We start from the raw sequence: 19,000 nt of genomic DNA on the forward strand, positions 1-19,000 counted from the left end.
TGCGGGCGCGGCGCGCGCCGCCCCTACCTGCGCAAGACAATGCCCGCGGACATGCCGCCATCCACCGGCAGTTCAACGGCATTGATGTAGCTGGCTTCGTCGGACAGCAGGAACCGGATCGCGGCCGCCACTTCCTCGGCGGTCCCCTGCCGCCCGAACGGCATGGGCTGCGTCAGCCGGTCGGGCCTGGCCTGCGTCGCGGCCCGGCCCATCGGGGTGTCGATCAGGCCCAGCATCACGATGTTGGCCCGGATGCCAGCGGGCTGGCCTTCCAGCGCCACGGCCCGGCATACGGCCGACAGCGCCGCCTTCGACGTTTCGTAGGCGGGGTTGCGCCCGCCGGGGCGGCGCGACGCGGTGGACGACACGAATACGATGGAGCCCCCCCGCGCCATCCTGGGCAAGGCGTACTTGGCGCAGAACACATGCGCGCGGGTGTTGACGTTCATGACCGCATCCCAGTTTTCCGGGGTCAGCCCGGCCAGCGGCGTGCGGTGGCTGACGCCCACGTTCAAGACCAGGCCGTCCAGCCCGCCGAGCCCGGCGACAGCCTGCTCGACCATGCCCTCGATCTGCGCGACGTCCGCGGCATCGGCTTGCAAGGCCAGGGCCTGGCCGCCCGCCTCCGCGATATCGTCCACGGTGCGCTGCGCGGCGTCGGGATCGCGATCGGCGCAGGCCACGCGGGCGCCGGCGCGCGCCAGCGCCAGGCACGCGGCATTGCCGTTGGCCGCGGGCTGGCGCGGGCCGGATGCGCGTCCCGCGCCCACCACCAGGATGCGGCGTCCCGCCAGGCTGGCCGCGGCGGCTTCGGAGTTCTGCAGGGGATTCATGATGGGTTCTCGATAGATAAATCGCCGCGGCTCAAAGCGTGGCCACGGGCGTGACGGGGGACCCCACCGCGCCAGGCAGGCGCAGGGGCGGCGCGGTCAAGAGGAATTTCGAGCGCCCCTGCGCGTCCAGCGCGCGCGCCAGCTCGGCCAGATACCACAGTTCGCCCAGCGGAATCCCGTACTGGAACAGGCACAACTGGTGCAGGGGCAGGCGCGCGCAGGGCTCGGCGGCGGGCCGGCCCGGTATGCCTTCGACCGCGTAGTTGTCGGCGCAAAGGGCGGCGATGCCGCTGTCGACGATCCAGCGCCGCAGGCGCTCGTCGCGGCCGTCCAGCACGGCGCAGCTTCGATCCAGCACCGCCATGTCGGGCTGGCCGCCCATCGCCAGGACCTTGTCGGCGAACCCCGTGTACAGGCACAGCATGTCGCCGGCCTGGATGTCGCCGCCGGCGGCATCCACGGCGCGCATCAGCAGGTCATAGCCCACGTACTGGCGCGCATCGCCGCACAGCGCATGCAGGTTCAGCAGCACGCCGCGCGACTGGATGGCCTTTTCGGCCATGGTCTGGATGCCCAGCCGGCGCGCGCCTGTCGGCGCCCCGCCTTCCGGGCCGACCACGTCGACGCCGGCGCGAAAGCCGTTGTAATACACGGCCACCGGCGAGCCGTTGCCCTCCACGTCGAACAGATGCCCCACGTGCGCGAAGCTGTCCCATTGCGTGGAGTACTGCGTGTGCAGGGTCACGGCGTCGTCGCAGACGACGTCGGTATGCGCATGGCCGTCAGGGTCCACCGGCAGGTTGTAGACCGGCCGGCCATCCCGCCGCGTCGGCGCCAGCACCGGCGGATGGCGCCGCGGGTTCAGCACATTGCCGCCGGGCAGGTCCAGCGGCAGGCTCAGGCAAATGCTGCGCCCTTCCCGCACCTCGCGCACTCCCCGAAGCACCGCCGCGGGCGTGATCAGGTTCAAGCTGCCCAGTTCATCGTCCGGGCCGAAGTCTCCCCAGTTCGATTCCGGGGGCCGTACTTTCCAGCGTGGATTCATTTTCTGTCGTCCCTAGGCGCCACGTCACAATTGGACGTGCGCGGATTGCACAATGCCCTGCCAGCGTCCGGCCTCGGCCACGACGAAGGCGGGAAACGCCCGCGCGTCCAGGTCCCGCAGCAGTTCGGTGCCGTTCTGGCTGGCGCGCGCCTGCAAGGCCGGGTCCGCCAGCACGCGGCCGCAGGCTTCGGACAACACCGTCACCGCCTCGGCCGGCGTGCCGCGCGGCGCGAACAACCCCGACCACACCGACGACTGCGCCCCCGGGTATCCGGCCGCCGCGATGGTGGGCACGCCCGGCAGGCTGGACAATGGCTGCGGCCCGGTCGTAACGAGCGGGCGCAGCTTCCCGGCGCCGATCAGGGGCAAGCTGGTGATGGGGTAATCGAACATCACATCCACCGTGCCGGCCATCAGATCGTTCATCGCCAGGCCCGCGCCCTTGTACGGCACGTGCAGCAGCCGTATGCCCGCGACCTGTTGCAGCAACTCCGCCACCAGGTGCTGCGCGGTGCCCACGCCCGCCGAGGCATACGTCAACTGGCCCGGCCGCTTGCGGGCCTGGGCCAGGAATTCGTCGAACGTGGCGAAGGGAGCCGCCGTGCCGGTCACCAGCACGTTGAAATCGGCGAACAGGCCGTGCACGGGCACGAAATCCCGCACCGGGTCATAGGGAAAATCCTTGTACAGATAGCGATTGGCCGCGTGGGTGCCGTTGGTGCCGAACATCAGGCTGTAGCCGTCGGGCGCCGCGCGCGTCGCGATGCCGAGCGCGATATTGCCGCCCGCGCCGGGACGGTTGTCCACGACGAAGGGCTGCCCGAGCCGGCCGGCGAGCTTTTCGGCTACCAGGCGGGCATTGCTGTCGGCAATGCCGCCGGCGGCGAAAGGCACATACAGCGTCAGCGGCCGCGAGGGATAGCCCGCCGCGTGGCCGGGCCGGGACAGGCCCATGGCAGCCATGCCCGCCATGGCCATGAAAAATCTTCGTCGGCTTGGACCGGCCCGTTCCTGCCAGCCACCGCCCAATTGAACCGATTCATCTTTTATGCGTTTCTGCACTATGTCTCCCCATACTTCCGCTTGATTCCCGCTTGATTAGCGATCGCATCCAGAATTTTGGGCAACTCTAGCACATAATGAAACGGTTCATCAACAATCGAAAAGACTGATCTTGTCGATGCGGCGAGGCAGCGGCCGACGGCGATGGACCTGTTGGAGAAGGAAGGAAATAGGAGCGTCGCGCCGGCGGCCGCGCCGGAATCGGCAAGCCGGGCGGCGCCAGCTAGCGCGCAGGCTGGGGCGCGGCGGCACGGGCCGGCGCACCGCCGGGCATTCAGAAGGATCCGGCGATCACTTCGTGCTTATAGCCATAGGCAAGCAGGATCGAACCGGCTTTTGAGCCCTTCAGATAGAACTGGAACGAGCGCGCCGTTGGGTTGTTCCGCCCGTCGTCGAGGATGACGGCCTGCTGCCGGATCGGATCGTAGAGCGACTGCGGAATCAGCCACGCCGATCCGCGGGCGAGCTTTCCGTTGGCGTATACCTGCGACAGCGTCACGATACCCAGGTCCGGCCCCCCGGCGGCCACGAACTGCCGGGACTGGGCGATGTCATGGCGCTCGACGAGCTTGGCGGCGACCTCGCTGGCGATGCCCAGGTTGTCCAGCACCTGCTTTGCCGGCCGGCCATACACGAGCGCCGGGCTCACGATTGAAAGCCGGTCGAATTTCTTGCGGGTCAGGACCTGGCCCTGGGGATCGACGTACCCCTCCTGCGGAGACCACAGCACCAGCGAATTCGTGGCATAGGTATAGCGCGTGCCCGCCACGACCAGATTGCGGTCTTCCAGTTCTTTCAATACAACAGTGTTGTTGGGCAGCAAGAGATCGTACTTGGCGCCGCCGATGATCTGCCGCAGCAGTTCGCTCGTATTGCCGACCGTAAGGACCACCTTGTTGCCCGTGTCTTTTTCGAAGCTCTCGGCGATGGCGCGCAGCGGCTCGGCAAGCAGAGTGGCGACGGCGACACGCACCTCTCCGGCCATGGCGCTGGGACTGAGAGCCGTCCCGATCAGGGGCAAGGCGGTAAGTAAGACGTGCAGAAATTTCATGGAAACGCTTGGGGAAACCGCGGGCGCGGTCTGACGTCGGGCATAAATACTACACCGTGAAACACGCCGTGCGTACCCGGCAAGACACTATGATTCCATATGTTTCAAGATTCAATAAAACGTTGAATCATGCGGCCGGGGCGGGCTCGCAGGCATGAGCCGGCGCAGTTCGTGAACCTCGCCCTCGCGGGCGGAACAGGCGGTGTTCCGCGGCCCGCGGAACACCGGCGAACCGGCGCATCCGCGCCACACGGCGCAAGTTCGCGTTGCGCGTCCCCACGCTTTTGTATTAAATTTGCAAACCATTCTCATTTAGATTGAATGCCGCGGGAGGGCGTGGTGGGCACTGATTCGGGCGTACAGCAGCAATTTCACTTGCTGTACCGCGACCATCATTCCTGGCTTTTTGGCTGGCTGCGCAGGCGCATGGGCTGCACCCATCATGCCGCCGACCTCGCGCACGACACGTTCGAGCGCCTGCTGGCCTCGCGCGACGCGCTGCTGGGGCAGCCGCTGGCGCTGCAAGAGCCGCGCGCCTACCTGACCACCACCGCCAAGCGCCTGCTCATCGACCGCGCCCGCCGCGAGGTGCTCGAACGGACGTACCTGGCGGAACTCGAGCGGCTGTCCCTGGATCTGCCGCAGCACCCCTCGCCTGAACAGTTGCTCATCGCGGTGCAGGCGCTGGAGCAGATCTGCCAGGCGCTGGAAGGGGTGTCGGCCAAGGCCCGGACGGCCTTCCTGCTGCATTACCTCGAAGGCCGCACCCACGCCGACGTCGCCGGGCAATTGGGCGTATCGACCAAAATGGTGCAGAAGTACCTGGTCCAGGTGCTGCTGCACTGCCACCAGCGGCTGGCCTGAGCCATGGCCGCGCCCTCCCCGTCTCCGATTGCCGCGCAAGCGGCGCAATGGATCGTCCAGCTTTCCTGTGACGACGCCGCCGAACGGCAGGCCGCGCGGCGCGCCTTCGACGCCTGGAAGGCCGCCGATCCGCGGCACGCGGCCGCCGCCGCCGGCATGGAGCGGCTGCTGGGCCAGGCCGAAGCGGTCCGCGCCAACGGAACGGGCGAGCCGGGCCGCGCCGCGCTGGCCGCCGCGCTCAATGCGCGAAGCACGCGCGGCCGCGTCAAGAAGTACGCGGCCGCCGCGCTGCTGGGCTTCGTCCTGGCGGCGCCCGCGTGGGTGGCGCTACAGGCGTATCCGCCCGCCTGGCTGATGGCCGACCTGCGGACCGGCGCGGGCCAATGGAAGACGCAGGTGCTGGACGACGGCACGCGCATCAGCATCAACAGCGGCACCGCCGTCAATCTGCGCTACGACGCCCGGCTCCGCGCCCTGGAACTCGTCCGGGGCGAAATCCTGGTCGAGGTCGCCAAGGACGCCGCGCGGCCCTTCCTGGTCGAAACCCGCGACGGCAGCATGCGCGCCCTGGGCACGAAGTTCCTCGTCAGCCGCGAAGAAGGCGCGACGCGCCTGAGCGTGCTGGAGTCGCGCGTGTCGGTCCAGACCGACGCGCAGCGCCGCAGCGGATCGCGGGAAGCCATCGTGGTAGAGGCGGGCCAGGCGGTGCGGATCCGTCCGAATGGCACCGATCCCATCGCGGCGGTCGACGCCAGCCAGATCGAGGACGGCTGGAAGCAGCACCGGCTGTTCGTCCACGACCGCCCGCTGGCCGACGTGCTCGACACGCTGGCGCGCCATCGCAGCGGCCTGGTCCAGTACGACGCCCAGGCGATCGCCGGGATCCGCATCTCGGCGGTGCTGCCGCTCGATGACACCGACCGCGCCCTGCAACTGCTGGCCGCCAATCTGCCCAGCCTGCGAGTGCGCCGTTTCACGCCGTATTTCCTGCGGGTGGACGTCGCCCCCGGCCGCTGACGCCGGCGCCGGGCTTTCTCCTTGGGAGCGCGTTTTTTTCCGGCGCAGGTTCCAGTTCGGGATTCTCGTTCGTCAAACAAGAAGACACTACGAACAGGAACTCCTGACATGGCCTTGCCACGCACCGCCGCGCAGCCGGCTCCCGCCCGCCTGCCCTTCCTCGTCCGCCACCTGCCGCTGGCCGTCGCCATCGCGCTCGCGGCCCTGCATCCGCACGCCGTCCGCGCCCAGGCCGGGGCCGGCCAAACCCTGGCCCAGTACGACATTCCCGCCGGTCCGCTGGCCCCCGCGCTGAGCCGTTACGCGCAGTTGTCCGGCGCCGACATCGTGGTGGACACGCGCAGCCTGCAAGGCCTGACGACGCAGGGCCTGCAAGGCAGCCACTCCGTGGCCGAGGGCTTCGGCATCCTGCTGCGCGGCACCGGATACCGCGCCAGCCGGACCGCCGCCGGTTACGTCATCGAGCCCGAACCGCGCGCCAGCGCGGTCACGCTGGAACCGGTGCGCGTGGACGGCGATGCCTGGCGCAATGCCTCGACCGAAGGGACGGGCTCCTACGCCGCGCGCGCGGTCACGATCACCAAGGATGCGCAGAGCCTGCGCGAAATCCCGCAGTCGGTATCGGTCATGACGCGCCAGCAGATGGACGACCAGGGCCTGACCACGGTCGCCGACGCCCTGGGCTACGTGACGGGCCTGACGCCTTCCGACTACGAAAACACCGAGAAATTCAACGCCCGCGGCTTCTCCACCAGCGCGCAGTACGATGGCCTGCCCCAACAGGACACCCTGGCCCACATGGATCTTGCGATCTACGACCGCATCGAAGTCCTGCGCGGCCCCACCGGCCTGCTGACCGGAACCGGCGAGCCGGGCGGCGCGATCAACTATGTGCGCAAACGCCCGCGCGCGGAAGGACACTTTTCCGCGTCAGCCTCGGGCGGATCCTGGGATCATTACCGGCTGGAAGCCGACGGCGGCGGCCCGCTCAATGAATCGGGCACGCTGCGCGGCCGCCTGGTCGGCGCCTATGAAGACGAGAACAAGTTCTATGACTGGGGCCGGTCCGAGCCGCGCACCTTCTATGGCGTGCTCGAATACGACCTCGCGCCGCGCACCACGATCGGCCTGACCGCCACCTACAACGACCGGCGCTTCCGCAACTTCAACGGCCTTCCCCTGTACTCCGACGGCAGCGTGCCGGACCGCGACGCCTACGTCGGGCCGTCCAAGATGTCGCAGATGAGCACCTACGACGTCGGCGCCGACCTGACGCATCGCTGGGACAACGGCTGGGAGTTCAAGGCCGCCTATCTGCATCGCGACACGCGCTATCGCGGCTACTCCGCGTTTACCGGCAGCCGCATCGATATCGACACCGGCCTGGCCTCCGGCATGTCGGTGGGGCGCATCGCCAATGACTTCGAATGGGACCAGGGCGACGTCCACGTGTCGGGACCCGTCCGCTTCCTTGGACAGGACCACACGCTCACGCTCGGCTACAACTATGCGCGCTCGGACCAGACGACGGGCAGCCGCTTCAGCTATATCGAGAGTGTCGCGCCGCTGACCGAACACGATTTCAACGACGCGTACGCGCTGCCGGTACTCAATCGGAACAACTCCATCACCACGCAATCGGGCATCTACGCCTCGGGCCGCTTCAAGCTGGCCGATCCGCTGAGCCTGATCCTGGGCGGCCGCTGGACCGACTACCGGCAGAAAAGCCGCGCGGTGTCTCCGGAAGTCGGCGCCTGGAAGCGCAGCGCAGCCAATACCAATGATGAATTCACGCCATTCGGCGGCATCGTTCTGGATGTGAGCCGGCAGGTATCCGTCTATGCCAGCTATACGGATATCTTCGTTCCGCAAAGCGACCAGGACTACACGGGCCAGACGCTCAAGCCGCGCAAGGGCTGGCAGACCGAGGCCGGCGTCAAGGGCGAGTTTTTCGACGGCCGCCTCAATGCGTCGCTGGCGGTGTTCCGCATCCGCGACCAGAACCGCGCCATCGTCGACCCGGACCACATCGGTTGCGGCGGCACGCCGACCGGCTCGTGCTCGCGCGCGGCCGGCCTGGTGCAGAGCCAGGGCTGGGAAACGGAAATCAGCGGCAGTCCGCTGCCGGGCTGGGACATCACGGCCGGGTACACGTACACCCACTCGAAATTCCTGCGCGACTCCGACCCGGCCAACGTGGGCCAGCGCTTCGCCGCCGACATCCTGCCCAGGCATCTCTTCAAGCTCTGGACGCAATACCGGTTCCAGCAGGACGATTTCGACGGCGCGCTGAACGGCTGGCGCGTCGGGATGGGCGTGCAGGCGCAAAGCGATGTCTACACCTCGTCCATGCGCCAAGGGGGCTATGCGGTCGTCTCCGCCCGCCTGGGGTATCAGATCAACAAGCAGTGGGACGCCGCGCTGTCGATCAACAACCTCTTCGACCGGGAATACCTGCGCACCCCTGGCTACGACATCTTCTACAACATCTATGGCGCGCCGCGCAGCGCCATCCTGACCTTGCGCTACACGATGTAGGGCGGACGCATATCGGGCGGCCTCTTGCCGTTCAGCCGGGCAGGAAAACCTCGACTTCGAGTCCTGCGCCGGCATTGGAGCGGGCGGTCAAGGTGCCGCCGTGGGCTTCCACGATGCGCCGGGTGAAGTGATAGCCCAGCCCGCTGCCTTTCTTTCCCAAGGCGGTCGTGCCCCGGAAGTACAGCGTGCCCAGTCGATCCAGCTCGTCCGCGTCCAGGCCCGGGCCATGATCGGCGACGCGGATGCGCAATCCCGCGGCATCCCGCGTGGCCTCGACCTCCACCGCGCTTTCGGGCGGAGAATAGCGCAAGGCGTTGGTCAGCAGATTGCCTATCGCCACGCCGGCCAAGGTGCCGTCCATCGCGAACGTGCCGTCGGGACATTTCCCCAACTGGATGCGCGCGCGGGCCGCGGGGTCCTGCTGGCCGACGGTGTCTTCCAGCATCCGCCGAATGCCGCAAGGCGCGCGCGCCAGCGTCAACGCCCCGTTATCCAGCGCCTCCGACATCAGGAAGCGGTCGACGAACCCGGACAGGGTCGCGGCATTGCCGCGAATCAGCGTCAGCCGCCGCGCGTCTTTCGGCGGCATGTCCGGCGCGCTCAACTGGATCATTTGCGCGGCGCGGTCGATCGCCGCCAGAGGATTGCCGAATTCGTGCGAGAGCATGGCGACGAAATGCCGCTGCTGCTCGGCGCGCCGGGTCACGATGGCGGTCTCCTGTTCCGCCGCCGCCTTGTCGTGCTGCAACTGGCGCAAGCGCAGCGCCAGGCCATAGCTCATCACCAGCACATGCACCAGCGCGGCGACCTGGTAGAAGTTCGCCGTCACCGCGTTCCAGGGCAGGAGGCCCTGATTGGCTGTCGTATTGACCAGCGCGCCTAGCGTGGGGATGACGAAGGCGATCAGGTAGATCATCCATTCCACGCGCCGGCTGCGGCGCCAGGCCCGGACCAGCAGGAACATGGCGATGACGAAGTTCAGCACGTTGAGATAGTTGGCCAGCTTCACGACCAGCAGCGTCGCGCCCGTCACCAGGGACGGCAGCAGCGCGAAGACCAGCAAGGCCAAATTCAAAACGACCGTGAAGAGGTACAGGCGGTGGATGTTCGGGTGGGTGAGCCTGAGGCCCAGCAGCCGGTCCCACATCAGTACGATGGACACCGCGCCTCCCAGCCAGCCGATGCGAGGCAAGGCGTCCATGAGCCAGGCGGAGTGGCCGGCCAGCACCGGCAGGTAGCCTGTGGCGCCCAGATGGAACAGGAGCTGCGACGCCACGTAACCCGCGTAGGCCGCCATCACCGCGTCGCGCAGGCGCGCGCCGAGAATGGCATATAGCGCGATCGCAATCAGCAATATGCCAAAGTACAGGCCGTGGAGAAAATTGCCGCGCGTCTCGTCGCTGGTAAAAGCGTCGGCTTGAAAAAGCTCGGCATACACATTGATGGCATTGTTCGTGCGCACGCGGAAATAGACGTGCATACCGGGAAAGGTTTCGAGTGGCAGCACGAACAGGCGCGCCAGCGGACGCTGGTCGCGGGAACGATGGTAGCCCATCACATGAGCCTCGAAACTGCCGTCCTTGCGCTCCAGCCAGACATCCAGTTCTTCCAGCTCGGGCGAGCCGATGGTCAGGACGCGATGCGACGGTCCGCCGTCGGCCTGAGTCAACTGGGTATGGAACCAATGCGTGTATGTGTCGTAGCTCAGGCTGCGGAACTCCGGCAGGCGGACGAAATTCGAACGGACGAAATCGGATTGGGCGATCGTCTCGAACGGCAGCGCATTGCTCTTATCGACGAAATGCTCCAGCCGGCCTTCCAGCGAAATTCGGGGGGCACCCGATGGCGCCGGCGCCGATGCGCCTGCCGGCATCGCCAGCAGGCAAAGCGCGGACACCAGGAAGAGCCACAGCGCGGCGGTGGAAGCGAACCGGTTGCGCCCGCGGCTCACGGTTCCATCTCGCAACGCGCGGTAAAGGTGTAGCCCTTGCCGTAGCTGGGCCGCAGCGGGAGTTCCAGGCCGCAGGCGGCCTGTACTTTGCGTCTCAGGCGGCTCGCCGTATTGTCCAGGTTGCGCAGGTTGAATAGCGTTTCCTGTTTATCCAGATGCAGGAGCAAAGCCTCGCGCGCGACCGCCTGCCCCGGCGTTTCGCACAGCGCGCACAGCAGCCGCACTTCGGCATGCGTCAGGTCCAGCGCGATGCCATTGGGCGCGTGCAGCCGCCAGTCCCTGGCACACAGGCGCCAGGATTCCGGGGCCTGGGAGACGGGACTGCCGGCAGGCTGCCGCCCCAGGCGGCGCAGCACCCCATGACAGGCTGCCTCGATGACTTCCAGCGAACAGCGCTTGGACAGATACACGTCGGCCCCGGCATTGAAACCCAGCACCTGATCGTCGTTGGCCTCCAGCGCAGTCAGCATCACGATGCCGGGCGCGCTGCGCGCGTCGCGCGCCCGCACCCGTTGCGCGGCCTCCAATCCGCTGGCGCCCGGCAAGGCCACGTCCAGCAGCAGCAGATCGAAATGCGTGGACGGCCAGACCGAGAAAAATGCCTCGGCGTTATCGAAACCGCTTACGGCGAAGCCGCGCAGTTCAAGGAATTCCACCAGGTCGGCCAGCAATCCGGAATCGTCTTCAACGACCGCGACGCGAGGAAAGGGGCGATTTTGCAAAGTGGAACCGACACTGGGAGGGATTGGGCCTGCGGAATTATGCCGCGCAATTTCCGGATGTTGGTAGATTTTGACAGCATTTGGTAGAAATGAATCGGCCCCTTCATCCACGGCGATTTCTATACTTGCGCGGCCATTCTCCCGTGTCAAAAAATTCCAATCAACCATACCCATCTTTGACCGTGCCGCGCCGGGCCTGACGGGGGCTTCCCCGCAGGCCTCAAGCGCCAGTCGCAGTTCCGGGGTGGGGGCGAGCGACGACGCATGAATCACATTTACCGACTTGTCTGGAACCACGCCTTGCGGGCCTGGGCAGTGGCTTCGGAAATCGCCCGCGGCCATGGCAGACGCGGTTCCAGCGCGGCGCTCGTCGTCAGCCTGATCTCGGCGCCGGCGTTCGCCCTCGACGGCAACGCCCTGCCCAGCGGCGGCGCGGTCAGCAGCGGCAAAGCCAGCATCGGCCGGAACGGATCGACGCTGACGGTCAATCAGCAATCGCAGAACGTGGCGATCAACTGGCAGGATTTCAACGTCGGCGCCAAGGCCACGGTCAACTTCGCCCAGCCCAACGGCAGCTCCATCGCGCTCAATCGCGTGCTCGGCAGCAATGGCACGGAAATTCTCGGGCGGCTCAACGCCAACGGCCAGGTCTGGGTGCTCAATCCCAACGGCGTCCTCTTCGGGCGCGGCGCCCAGGTCGACGTGGGCGGGCTGGTCGCCTCCACGCTTGGCATCTCCGACGCCGATTTCATGGCCGGCAAGCGCCGGTTCGCGGGTAATGGCGGCAGCGTCGTCAACCAGGGCGCGATCAGCGCCGACTATGTGGCGCTGCTGGGCGAGCAAGTGCGCAACGAAGGCGCCATCGTCGCCCGGCTCGGCACCGTGGCCATGGGCGCGGGCAGTCAGGTCACCCTGGACTTCGCCGGCGACAGGCTGCTCGGCATGCAGATCGACCAGGGCGCGCTCAAGGCGCTGGCCGACAACAAGGGGCTGATCCAGGCCGACGGCGGCGCGGTGCTCATGAGCGCCAAGGCCAGGGACGCCCTGATCGACACGGTGGTCAACAATACCGGCGTCATCCAGGCGCGCACACTGGAGAACCGCGACGGCAGGATCCTCCTGATCGGCGACATGGCCAGCGGCACCGTCAATGTGAGCGGCACGCTGGACGCCAGCGCGCCCGATGGCGGCAACGGCGGCTTCATCGAAACCAGCGCCGCGCACGTCAAGGTGGCCGACAGCGCCAAGGTCACCACCAAGGCTAGCAGCGGCGGCAATGGCACCTGGCTGATCGATCCGGTGGACTTCACCATCGCCGCCAGCGGCGGGGACATGACGGGCGCGGCGGTCGGCAATGCGCTGGCCAACGGCAACTTCACCATCCAGAGCGGCACCGGCGCCAGCGGCACGAATGGCGATATCAATGTCAGGGACACGGTGAGCTGGACCGAGAACCTGCTCACGCTCAACGCGCAGCGGAACATCAACATCAATGCGCAGATGAACGCCAGCGGCAGCGCCGGCCTGGCGCTGGAATATGGGCAAGGCGCGGTGGCCGCGGGCAACATCGCGCTCTATAACATCAGCGCGCCGGTGAACCTGGCCAGCACCGGCAGCTTCAGCACCAAACTGGGGAGCGACGGCGGCACCGTCCACTACACCATCATCACCAGCCTGGGCGCCGAAGGCAGCATGACAGGCACCGATTTGCAGGGCATGTGGGGCGATCTGGGCGGCAACTACGTGCTGGGCGCGGATATCGACGCCAGCGCCACGGCGGGCTGGAACGGCGGCGCGGGCTTCAACCCCATCGCCCAGCGGGATTTGCAGTATGACGGCTTCACCGGCCGCTTCGACGGCTTGGGCCATGTCATCGACAGGCTCACCATCGACCGTCCTTCGCAACACAAGATCGGTCTGTTCGGCAACGCCAGCGGCCCCATCGCCAACCTCGGCCTGACCCGCGTATCCATCAACGGCGGCACCTCGGTGGGCGCCCTGGTCGGCCACGGCGACGGAGGGCTGAGCATTCGCAACGTCTGGGTGGATGGCAGCGTGACGGGCACCAACGCCGTCGGCGGCCTGGTCGGCGATACCTATTATTCCGGCCTCATCAGCCATGTGTATTCCAGCGCCGACGTCACCGCTACGGCGGCCGCATCGGGAGGCTTTGCCGGCGGACTGGTGGGCGCCCTGCGCTACGGCACGCTCGAATACGGCTACGCCACCGGCGCCGTGCGCGGCCGCATCGTCGGGGGACTGGTGGGGACAGCCGATTACCAGTCCGGGTCCCCCGCCAAGGTGCTCAACAGCTACTTCTCCGGCACCGTGGGCGGCTCCGATGCCAGCCCCACGCCCGCGGAAATGGGCGCGCTGATCGGCTCGGGCGTCCTGGGCCAGTTCGAAAACCTGGTCTGGAACGTCGACACCGTGGGCGCCTCCGTGCCCGCCGTCAGCGTGTCCACCGGCGCAACCCTAACCAATGTCAACGGGCTGACCACCGCGCAGATGCGCGACGCCGCCAACTGGGCGGGCTTCGACTTCGCCACCGCGCCGGGCAGTTCAGGCTGGGCGATGGTGGACGGCGTGTTGCCGATGCTGGCCTCGGAATGGTCGACCGCTATCCGCAATGCCCACCAGTTGCAGCTCATGGCGCTGGACAAGCGCGCCAGCTACACCCTGCTCAACGATATCGATGCCAGCGCCACCAACGGCAAGGATGTATGGCTGGGCGGCAGTTTCGCGTCGGTCGGCACGTGGGGAACCGGCACGGAGTTCAGGGGCAGCCTCGATGGGCTGGGCCATACTATCGACGACCTGCGCATCGACGCCGGGTATAGCAATAACGCCGGCCTGTTCGGCGTGATTTCCGACAGCACGATCCGCAATGTCGGCCTGCAGAATGCCAGCGTGAGCGGCTACGACTATGTCGGCGGCGTGGCGGGCTACGCCAGCGATTCTTCAATCAGCAATGCCTATGTCACCGGCAGCGTGGCGGGGAACGATCAGACGGGCGGTCTGATCGGATACGGCGCGCGCATTACCGTCGACAACGCCTATTCCGCCGCCAGCGTAACCGGCAACGACGGGGTCGGCGGACTGGCCGGCGTCGCCGACATGTCTTCGATCAGCAACACCTATGCCACAGGCAGCGTGACGGGGAACAGCAATGCAGGCGGCCTGCTTGGATCCGGCGTGGCGACCGCGGTCGCCAACAGCTACTACGCCAGCACCGCCGCCGGCGGCGGCGCGATCAACAACGGCGGCATGGCGGGCGGCGCCTTCGGCGGCAATGCCTACGGCTCCGCCCGCACCTACGCGGCGCTGACCGACGCCGATACCTTCGCGGGCTGGAACCTGGATACCGCGGGCGGCGGCGCCAATGTCTGGCGCATTTACGATGGCGCGACGACGCCGCTGCTGAAGGCCTTTCTCAAGCGGCTGGATGCCACCGTCAACAATGATTCCACCGTCTATAACGGCTCGGCGCAAGGCAGCGCGGCCGGCTATACCGTCGGCGCGCATGACGGCAGCCTGCTGCTGGGCACGGGGAGCGTGGCGGGCGGCGGCACCAACGCGGGCGGCTATGCCCTGACCCTGTCCGGCCTCTATTCGACTCAGCGGGGCTACGACATCGTCGCCGCCAATGGTGTGCTCACCATCGACAAGGCCCCCTTGTCGGTGACTGTCGGCGACATTACCAAGACCTACGACGGCACTACCAGCGCCAACGGCACGGCGGCGATAAGCAGCGGCACACTCTACGGCGGCGACACGCTGTCGGGCGGCAGCTTTGCCTACGCCGACAAAAATGCCGGCATGGGAAAAGTGGTCACCGTGAGCGGCGTCGTGGTGAGCGACGGCAACGGCGGCGGCAACTACGACATCAGCTACGTCGACAACACCAACAGCACCATCGACAAGGCGAACGCCACGGTCACGGCCAGCAGCGGCACGGTGACCTATAACGGCCAGACCCAGAGGGTGGCGGGCTTCACCGTCACGGGCCTGATGAACAACGAAACCGCCAGCGTGCTGGCGGGCCTGACCGAGAGCGGCGGCGTCGGCATTGACGCTGGCCGCTATGTCCATGCCGTCAGCGGCACGGATGGCAACTATGCGCTGACCTTTGTCGACGGCGCGCTGACCATCGATCCCGCCGAAAGCGGCGGCGGCACCGGTGGCGCCCCCATCCCCCGCATGCCCTCGCTGCCCCGTTACGTCGCCGCCAACGTCTCCGCCACCGCCGCTGACGACAAGCCCAGGATCGCATCGACCGCGACCGCCGCGCTGCGCGTCGACCGCCCGGAGTGCCAGATGAATCTGCCCGTCTACCTGTTGACGGATAACTGCAAATAAATGCGCATCGATCGGAAATTTCCAAGCCGCCTGTCAATGCGTATGCGTAAAGAAGCCTCTTTCCTGCTTGCGGTCCTCTGCCTGGCCACAACGGCCTCCCTGGCCCAGCGGGCGCCCACGGCGGGCCAACTATTGCAGCAGGCCGAGCCGCCGAAACGCCTGCCTTCCGCCGAAGCGCCGCCCACCTCCATCGAAGAGCGCATGGGCATGCCGGCAGGCAATGGCTCGCGCTTCCAACTCAAGCGCGTCCGCTTGACGGGCAACCAGGCGTTCACCGAGCAGCAGTTGCTTCCCCTCATCCAGGATGGGATCGGGAAGACCTTGAGCCTGGGCGAACTCGATGCGCTGACCCGGCGCATCACCGACTACTACCGCAGCCATGGCTATCTCGTTGCGCGCGCCTATCTGCCCCCGCAGGAGATCCAGGACGGCACAGTCACCATCGCCGTGCTGGAAGGCCGGATCGGCGAGGTCGTCCTGAACAATCCGGCGGGCGTCGCCAGCAGCGCGCTTGCTCCCGCGCAGCGCATCCAGGCGGGGGACCCGATACACAACGAGGAACTGGAAGGCGCGCTCTTGCGCCTGGCTGACCTTCCCGGCGTCGCGGTGACGTCCACCTTGCGCCCTGGCGCGACCGTGGGGACGTCCGACTTTCTGGTGGACGTGGCGCCGGGACGGGTATTGACCGGCTCTGTCGACCTCAGCAACTTCGGCAACCGCTACACCGCGGCCACCCTGCTGGGCAGCAGCCTCTACTGGAACAACCCGGCCGGTATCGGCGACCAGTTGAGCCTGCGCGCGCAGACCGGCGGCAGCAAGTTCAACTATGGCCGCATCGGCTACCAGCTTCCGGTGGGCCAGTCCGCCACGCGCATCGGCGTTGCCTTGTCGCGGATGCATTACAAGCTGGGCAAGGAATTCGCGCCCCTGGACGCGGGCGGCGATGCGACCGTCGCCAGCCTGTACCTGTTGCATCCCCTGCTCCGCAGCCGCGACAGCAACTGGTACGCCACGCTGCAATACGACGACAAGCGCCTGGAGGACCGGATGGACGCGGCCTCGATCGAATCCGACAAGCGCGTACACGAGTTGAGTGTCGGCATCGCCGGCAATTTCATCGATGGCCTGGGCGGCGGCGGGGCCAATAACGCCAGCCTGACCTATACCGCCGGCAGACTGGACCTGGATTCCGTCAGCGCCGGGATCGACGCACTGAGCGCGCGCAGCGAAGGATCGTTCGGCAAATGGGCGGGCGCCTTCCAGCGCCTGCAACGCTTGCCGGCCAACCTGACGCTGTTCCTGAACGCCAACGGCCAATGGTCCGACCGGAATCTGGATTCATCCGAAAAGATGTTCCTGGGCGGCGCGGCCGGCGTGCGCGCTTATCCGCAGGGCGAGGCCAGCGGCGACAGCGGGTATCTGCTCAACGTGGAATTGCGTTACCCCTTGGGGTACGGCTGGGAAGCAGTGGGCTTTTACGACCGGGGCCAGGTGCGCATCAATCATTCGCCGTGGATCGGCGCGGCCGATAACCAGCGCACGCTGGCCGGCTACGGCATCGGCGCGAGCTATGTCTCCGCGTCGTTCAGCTTGAGCGTCTATGCGGCCTGGAAGGCCGGCACCGGGCAGCCGACGTCGGACGTAGACCGCAAGCCGCGCGTTTGGGCGCAGGCGGGCTATCAATTCTGAGGATGGGCAATGGGAGTCCGCGCGGCCCGCCGCCATGGCGAACTTGATCAAACCGAAGCGCTCATCCACCCAGCATCCCGAGGAAGGCCAGACTGGCGGGCGACAGCGACCGGCCGATACGCGTGACGAGCCCCACGGACCGGAACACCGACGGCGCGACGAGGGGAATACAAACCAGCCCCTCCATGTCGGTCAGGCCCAGCCCCATCCGCGGCAGGGCCGAAACACCCAGGCCCGACCTGACCAGCGCGCAGCAGGTAGTTCGCTGGGCGCCTCGAACGCATGCCATACCGACAAGGCGGCGCTGGAACTGCTGGCGCGCGAGATCGCGTCGGCAGGCACTTCCTTTGCCCCCGGAACCACCGGGGCAGGCGGACGGGCCGGCGCTTCGCCACTGATCCGCCAGTACTCCTTCCTGCTCGGCAAGTCTCAAGTCAGGCCAAAGGTCTATCTGGATGGCCGCGCCTTGGACCTGGTGGACGCGGATTCGCCCCCGCCGCCGCCCCGCCCGGCCCCGGACGCCACGATGGCCGAAGCTGCGCCCAGCACCTGGCGGGAACCCGCGAACGCCGTTACCGTGCCGCTGATTCGGCTGGCCTGGGCGCGCTCGGGCGACAAGGGAAACACCTCCAACATCGGCGTCATCGCGCGCAAGCCCGAATGGCTGGAACTGCTGCGCTCTCAATTGACGCCGGATCGAGTGGCGCAGTACCTCGCCCACCTGGTGCGGGGGCCGGTTGCGCGCTACGAACTACCGGGCATCCATGCCTTCAACTTCGTGTGCGAAAACGCCCTGGACGGGGGCGGCATGGCCTCGCTGCGCAACGATGCGCTGGGCAAGGGGATGGCCCAGATCCTCCTGTCCATGCCGGTCAGTGTGCCCGCCGGAACGACCGGCATGTCCCTGGCCCTCGGGGCGAGTTTCCCGGAGAGAACGGGAGGTCGGCCATGACACGCGGCGCGGCGCGCGGGCGGCCTTGATGCAGTCAACTTTGAAATGAGAGTTGTTATCATTTATGATGCAGCCTCTTTCGACAGTCCGACAGCTCTTGCCGCCAGTGCCGATCCCTCCTCAACCCAGTAGCTGGCTCGCCAAGTACGCGATGATGTTCCGCGACTGGACGCGCCGCAGCGAGCATCCGCAGGAAGCGGAAGATGCGCTGCAGGATGCCGCGCTGGGCATGCTGAAGCGGCAAGGCGCCACGCTGGCCGATCCCTGCGCCTACCTCTACCAATCCAGCCGCAACAACCTGGCGAGCGGCCTGCGCAAGCTCGGCCAACGCGCCGGCGTGCCGCTGCACGACCTGCCCGAATACGAACACCCGCGCTCGGCCGACGCCATCCTGGAACTCGATGGGATCCAACTGGCGCATTCGATCGACGCCGCATTGCGGCAACTGCCCGAGAAATGCCGCCAGGCCTACATCTGGCACCGGCTCGACGGCCTGACCCAAGTCGAGGTTGCCGCCCGGCTGGGGCTGTCTCTCAATACCGTCGAACGCTATATCATGCGTGCCATGCGCCACCTGCGCGATGCACTGCAAAACGACGCCGCAGGCTGAACCCGGCCCTCGCCCCCATGAACCATCCTCTGGATCCCCGCCAATATTCCGACCCGCGCGACGCCGCGGCGGCGTGGTTTGCCCGCGCGCGGTCGGGACGCATGAACGGCGCGGATCGCCAGGCCTTCGACGCCTGGCTGGAGGCGGACCCGGCGCACCGCAAGGAATACGCGCTGCTGGAACGCGTCTGGGAAAGCACCGGCCAGGCGGGACACGAACGCCTGCGCGCATTGGCCGGCGAGCCCCCCGCCGTGCCCGCGAGCCGCGGCCGCCGGGCGGCGCTGGGCTGGGCGCTGGCCGGCGCGGG

15 protein-coding genes are annotated in these 19,000 nt (G+C 67.2%); 8 read left to right on the forward strand and 7 right to left on the reverse strand.

The annotated features are described in order from the left end of the window. Positions 1–23 precede the first annotated feature (23 nt). The 4 genes from AVE30378_RS20075 to modA all read right to left on the reverse strand — a co-directional run bounded on the left by AVE30378_RS20075 (position 24) and on the right by modA (position 3,991). Positions 24–833, reverse strand: coding sequence for an SDR family NAD(P)-dependent oxidoreductase (locus tag AVE30378_RS20075; protein WP_129242621.1), 810 nt, complete (start codon positions 831–833; stop codon positions 24–26). Between the two features lie 31 nt (positions 834–864). Then, positions 865–1,878 (reverse strand): cyclase family protein, encoded by a 1,014-nt coding sequence (locus AVE30378_RS20080; protein ID WP_129242622.1) that lies wholly within the window; start codon positions 1,876–1,878, stop codon positions 865–867. Positions 1,879–1,902: 24 nt separating this feature from the next. Next, positions 1,903–2,850 carry a Bug family tripartite tricarboxylate transporter substrate binding protein gene (locus tag AVE30378_RS20085; protein WP_165360249.1) on the reverse strand — a complete coding sequence of 316 codons (948 nt, stop codon included), beginning with the start codon at positions 2,848–2,850 and terminating at the stop codon, positions 1,903–1,905. Positions 2,851–3,214: 364 nt separating this feature from the next. Beyond that, complete coding sequence (gene modA, locus AVE30378_RS20090) at positions 3,215–3,991, reverse strand: molybdate ABC transporter substrate-binding protein (RefSeq protein ID WP_129242624.1); 777 nt, start codon at positions 3,989–3,991, stop codon at positions 3,215–3,217. Between the two features lie 321 nt (positions 3,992–4,312). Here modA and AVE30378_RS20095 point away from each other — a divergent pair, with 321 nt between their 5' ends. The 3 genes from AVE30378_RS20095 to AVE30378_RS20105 all read left to right on the forward strand — a co-directional run bounded on the left by AVE30378_RS20095 (position 4,313) and on the right by AVE30378_RS20105 (position 8,410). Then, positions 4,313–4,855, forward strand: coding sequence for a sigma-70 family RNA polymerase sigma factor (locus AVE30378_RS20095; protein ID WP_129242625.1), 543 nt, complete (start codon positions 4,313–4,315; stop codon positions 4,853–4,855). Between the two features lie 3 nt (positions 4,856–4,858). After that, the gene (locus AVE30378_RS20100) at positions 4,859–5,872 is read left to right on the forward strand and encodes a FecR family protein (protein ID WP_129242626.1); all 1,014 of its coding nucleotides are present in this window, start codon (positions 4,859–4,861) and stop codon (positions 5,870–5,872) included. 108 nt (positions 5,873–5,980) lie between these two features. Next, complete coding sequence (locus AVE30378_RS20105) at positions 5,981–8,410, forward strand: TonB-dependent siderophore receptor (protein WP_129242627.1); 2,430 nt, start codon at positions 5,981–5,983, stop codon at positions 8,408–8,410. 31 nt (positions 8,411–8,441) lie between these two features. On the opposite strand, the gene AVE30378_RS20110 is transcribed toward AVE30378_RS20105, so the two are convergent. Both AVE30378_RS20110 and AVE30378_RS32605 read right to left on the reverse strand, forming a co-directional pair. Then, entirely contained in the window at positions 8,442–10,361 is a 1,920-nt protein-coding gene (locus AVE30378_RS20110; protein ID WP_129242628.1) for a sensor histidine kinase, read from the reverse strand. Next, entirely contained in the window at positions 10,358–11,425 is a 1,068-nt protein-coding gene (locus tag AVE30378_RS32605) for a response regulator (RefSeq protein ID WP_129242629.1), read from the reverse strand. The genes AVE30378_RS20110 and AVE30378_RS32605 overlap by 4 nt, the downstream gene beginning before the upstream one ends. Here AVE30378_RS32605 and AVE30378_RS20120 point away from each other — a divergent pair. Together AVE30378_RS20120 and AVE30378_RS20125 are read left to right on the forward strand one after the other, a co-directional pair. Continuing rightward, complete coding sequence (locus tag AVE30378_RS20120) at positions 11,348–15,442, forward strand: two-partner secretion domain-containing protein (RefSeq protein WP_129242630.1); 4,095 nt, start codon at positions 11,348–11,350, stop codon at positions 15,440–15,442. The two genes, AVE30378_RS32605 and AVE30378_RS20120, sit on opposite strands and share 78 nt — an antisense overlap. A 36-nt stretch (positions 15,443–15,478) precedes the next feature. Further along, positions 15,479–17,131 carry a ShlB/FhaC/HecB family hemolysin secretion/activation protein gene (locus AVE30378_RS20125; protein ID WP_165360251.1) on the forward strand — a complete coding sequence of 551 codons (1,653 nt, stop codon included), beginning with the start codon at positions 15,479–15,481 and terminating at the stop codon, positions 17,129–17,131. Between the two features lie 61 nt (positions 17,132–17,192). Here AVE30378_RS20125 and AVE30378_RS33125 read toward each other — a convergent pair whose 3' ends face one another. Next, positions 17,193–17,420 carry a LysR substrate-binding domain-containing protein gene (locus AVE30378_RS33125; protein WP_129242632.1) on the reverse strand — a complete coding sequence of 76 codons (228 nt, stop codon included), beginning with the start codon at positions 17,418–17,420 and terminating at the stop codon, positions 17,193–17,195. Between the two features lie 237 nt (positions 17,421–17,657). Here AVE30378_RS33125 and AVE30378_RS33130 point away from each other — a divergent pair, with 237 nt between their 5' ends. From AVE30378_RS33130 to AVE30378_RS20145, 3 genes are all read left to right on the forward strand, one after another. Continuing rightward, positions 17,658–18,083, forward strand: a complete 426-nt coding sequence (locus AVE30378_RS33130; RefSeq protein WP_425265786.1) for an AtuA-related protein — start codon at positions 17,658–17,660, stop codon at positions 18,081–18,083. A gap of 106 nt (positions 18,084–18,189) precedes the next feature. After that, positions 18,190–18,693 (forward strand): RNA polymerase sigma factor, encoded by a 504-nt coding sequence (locus AVE30378_RS20140; protein ID WP_165360253.1) that lies wholly within the window; start codon positions 18,190–18,192, stop codon positions 18,691–18,693. Between the two features lie 17 nt (positions 18,694–18,710). Further along, the coding region (locus tag AVE30378_RS20145) for a FecR/PupR family sigma factor regulator (RefSeq protein WP_129242635.1) at positions 18,711–19,000 on the forward strand (290 nt) is incomplete at its 3' end.

Source organism: Achromobacter veterisilvae, from assembly GCF_900496975.1.
Lineage (GTDB): Bacteria > Pseudomonadota > Gammaproteobacteria > Burkholderiales > Burkholderiaceae_B > Achromobacter > Achromobacter veterisilvae.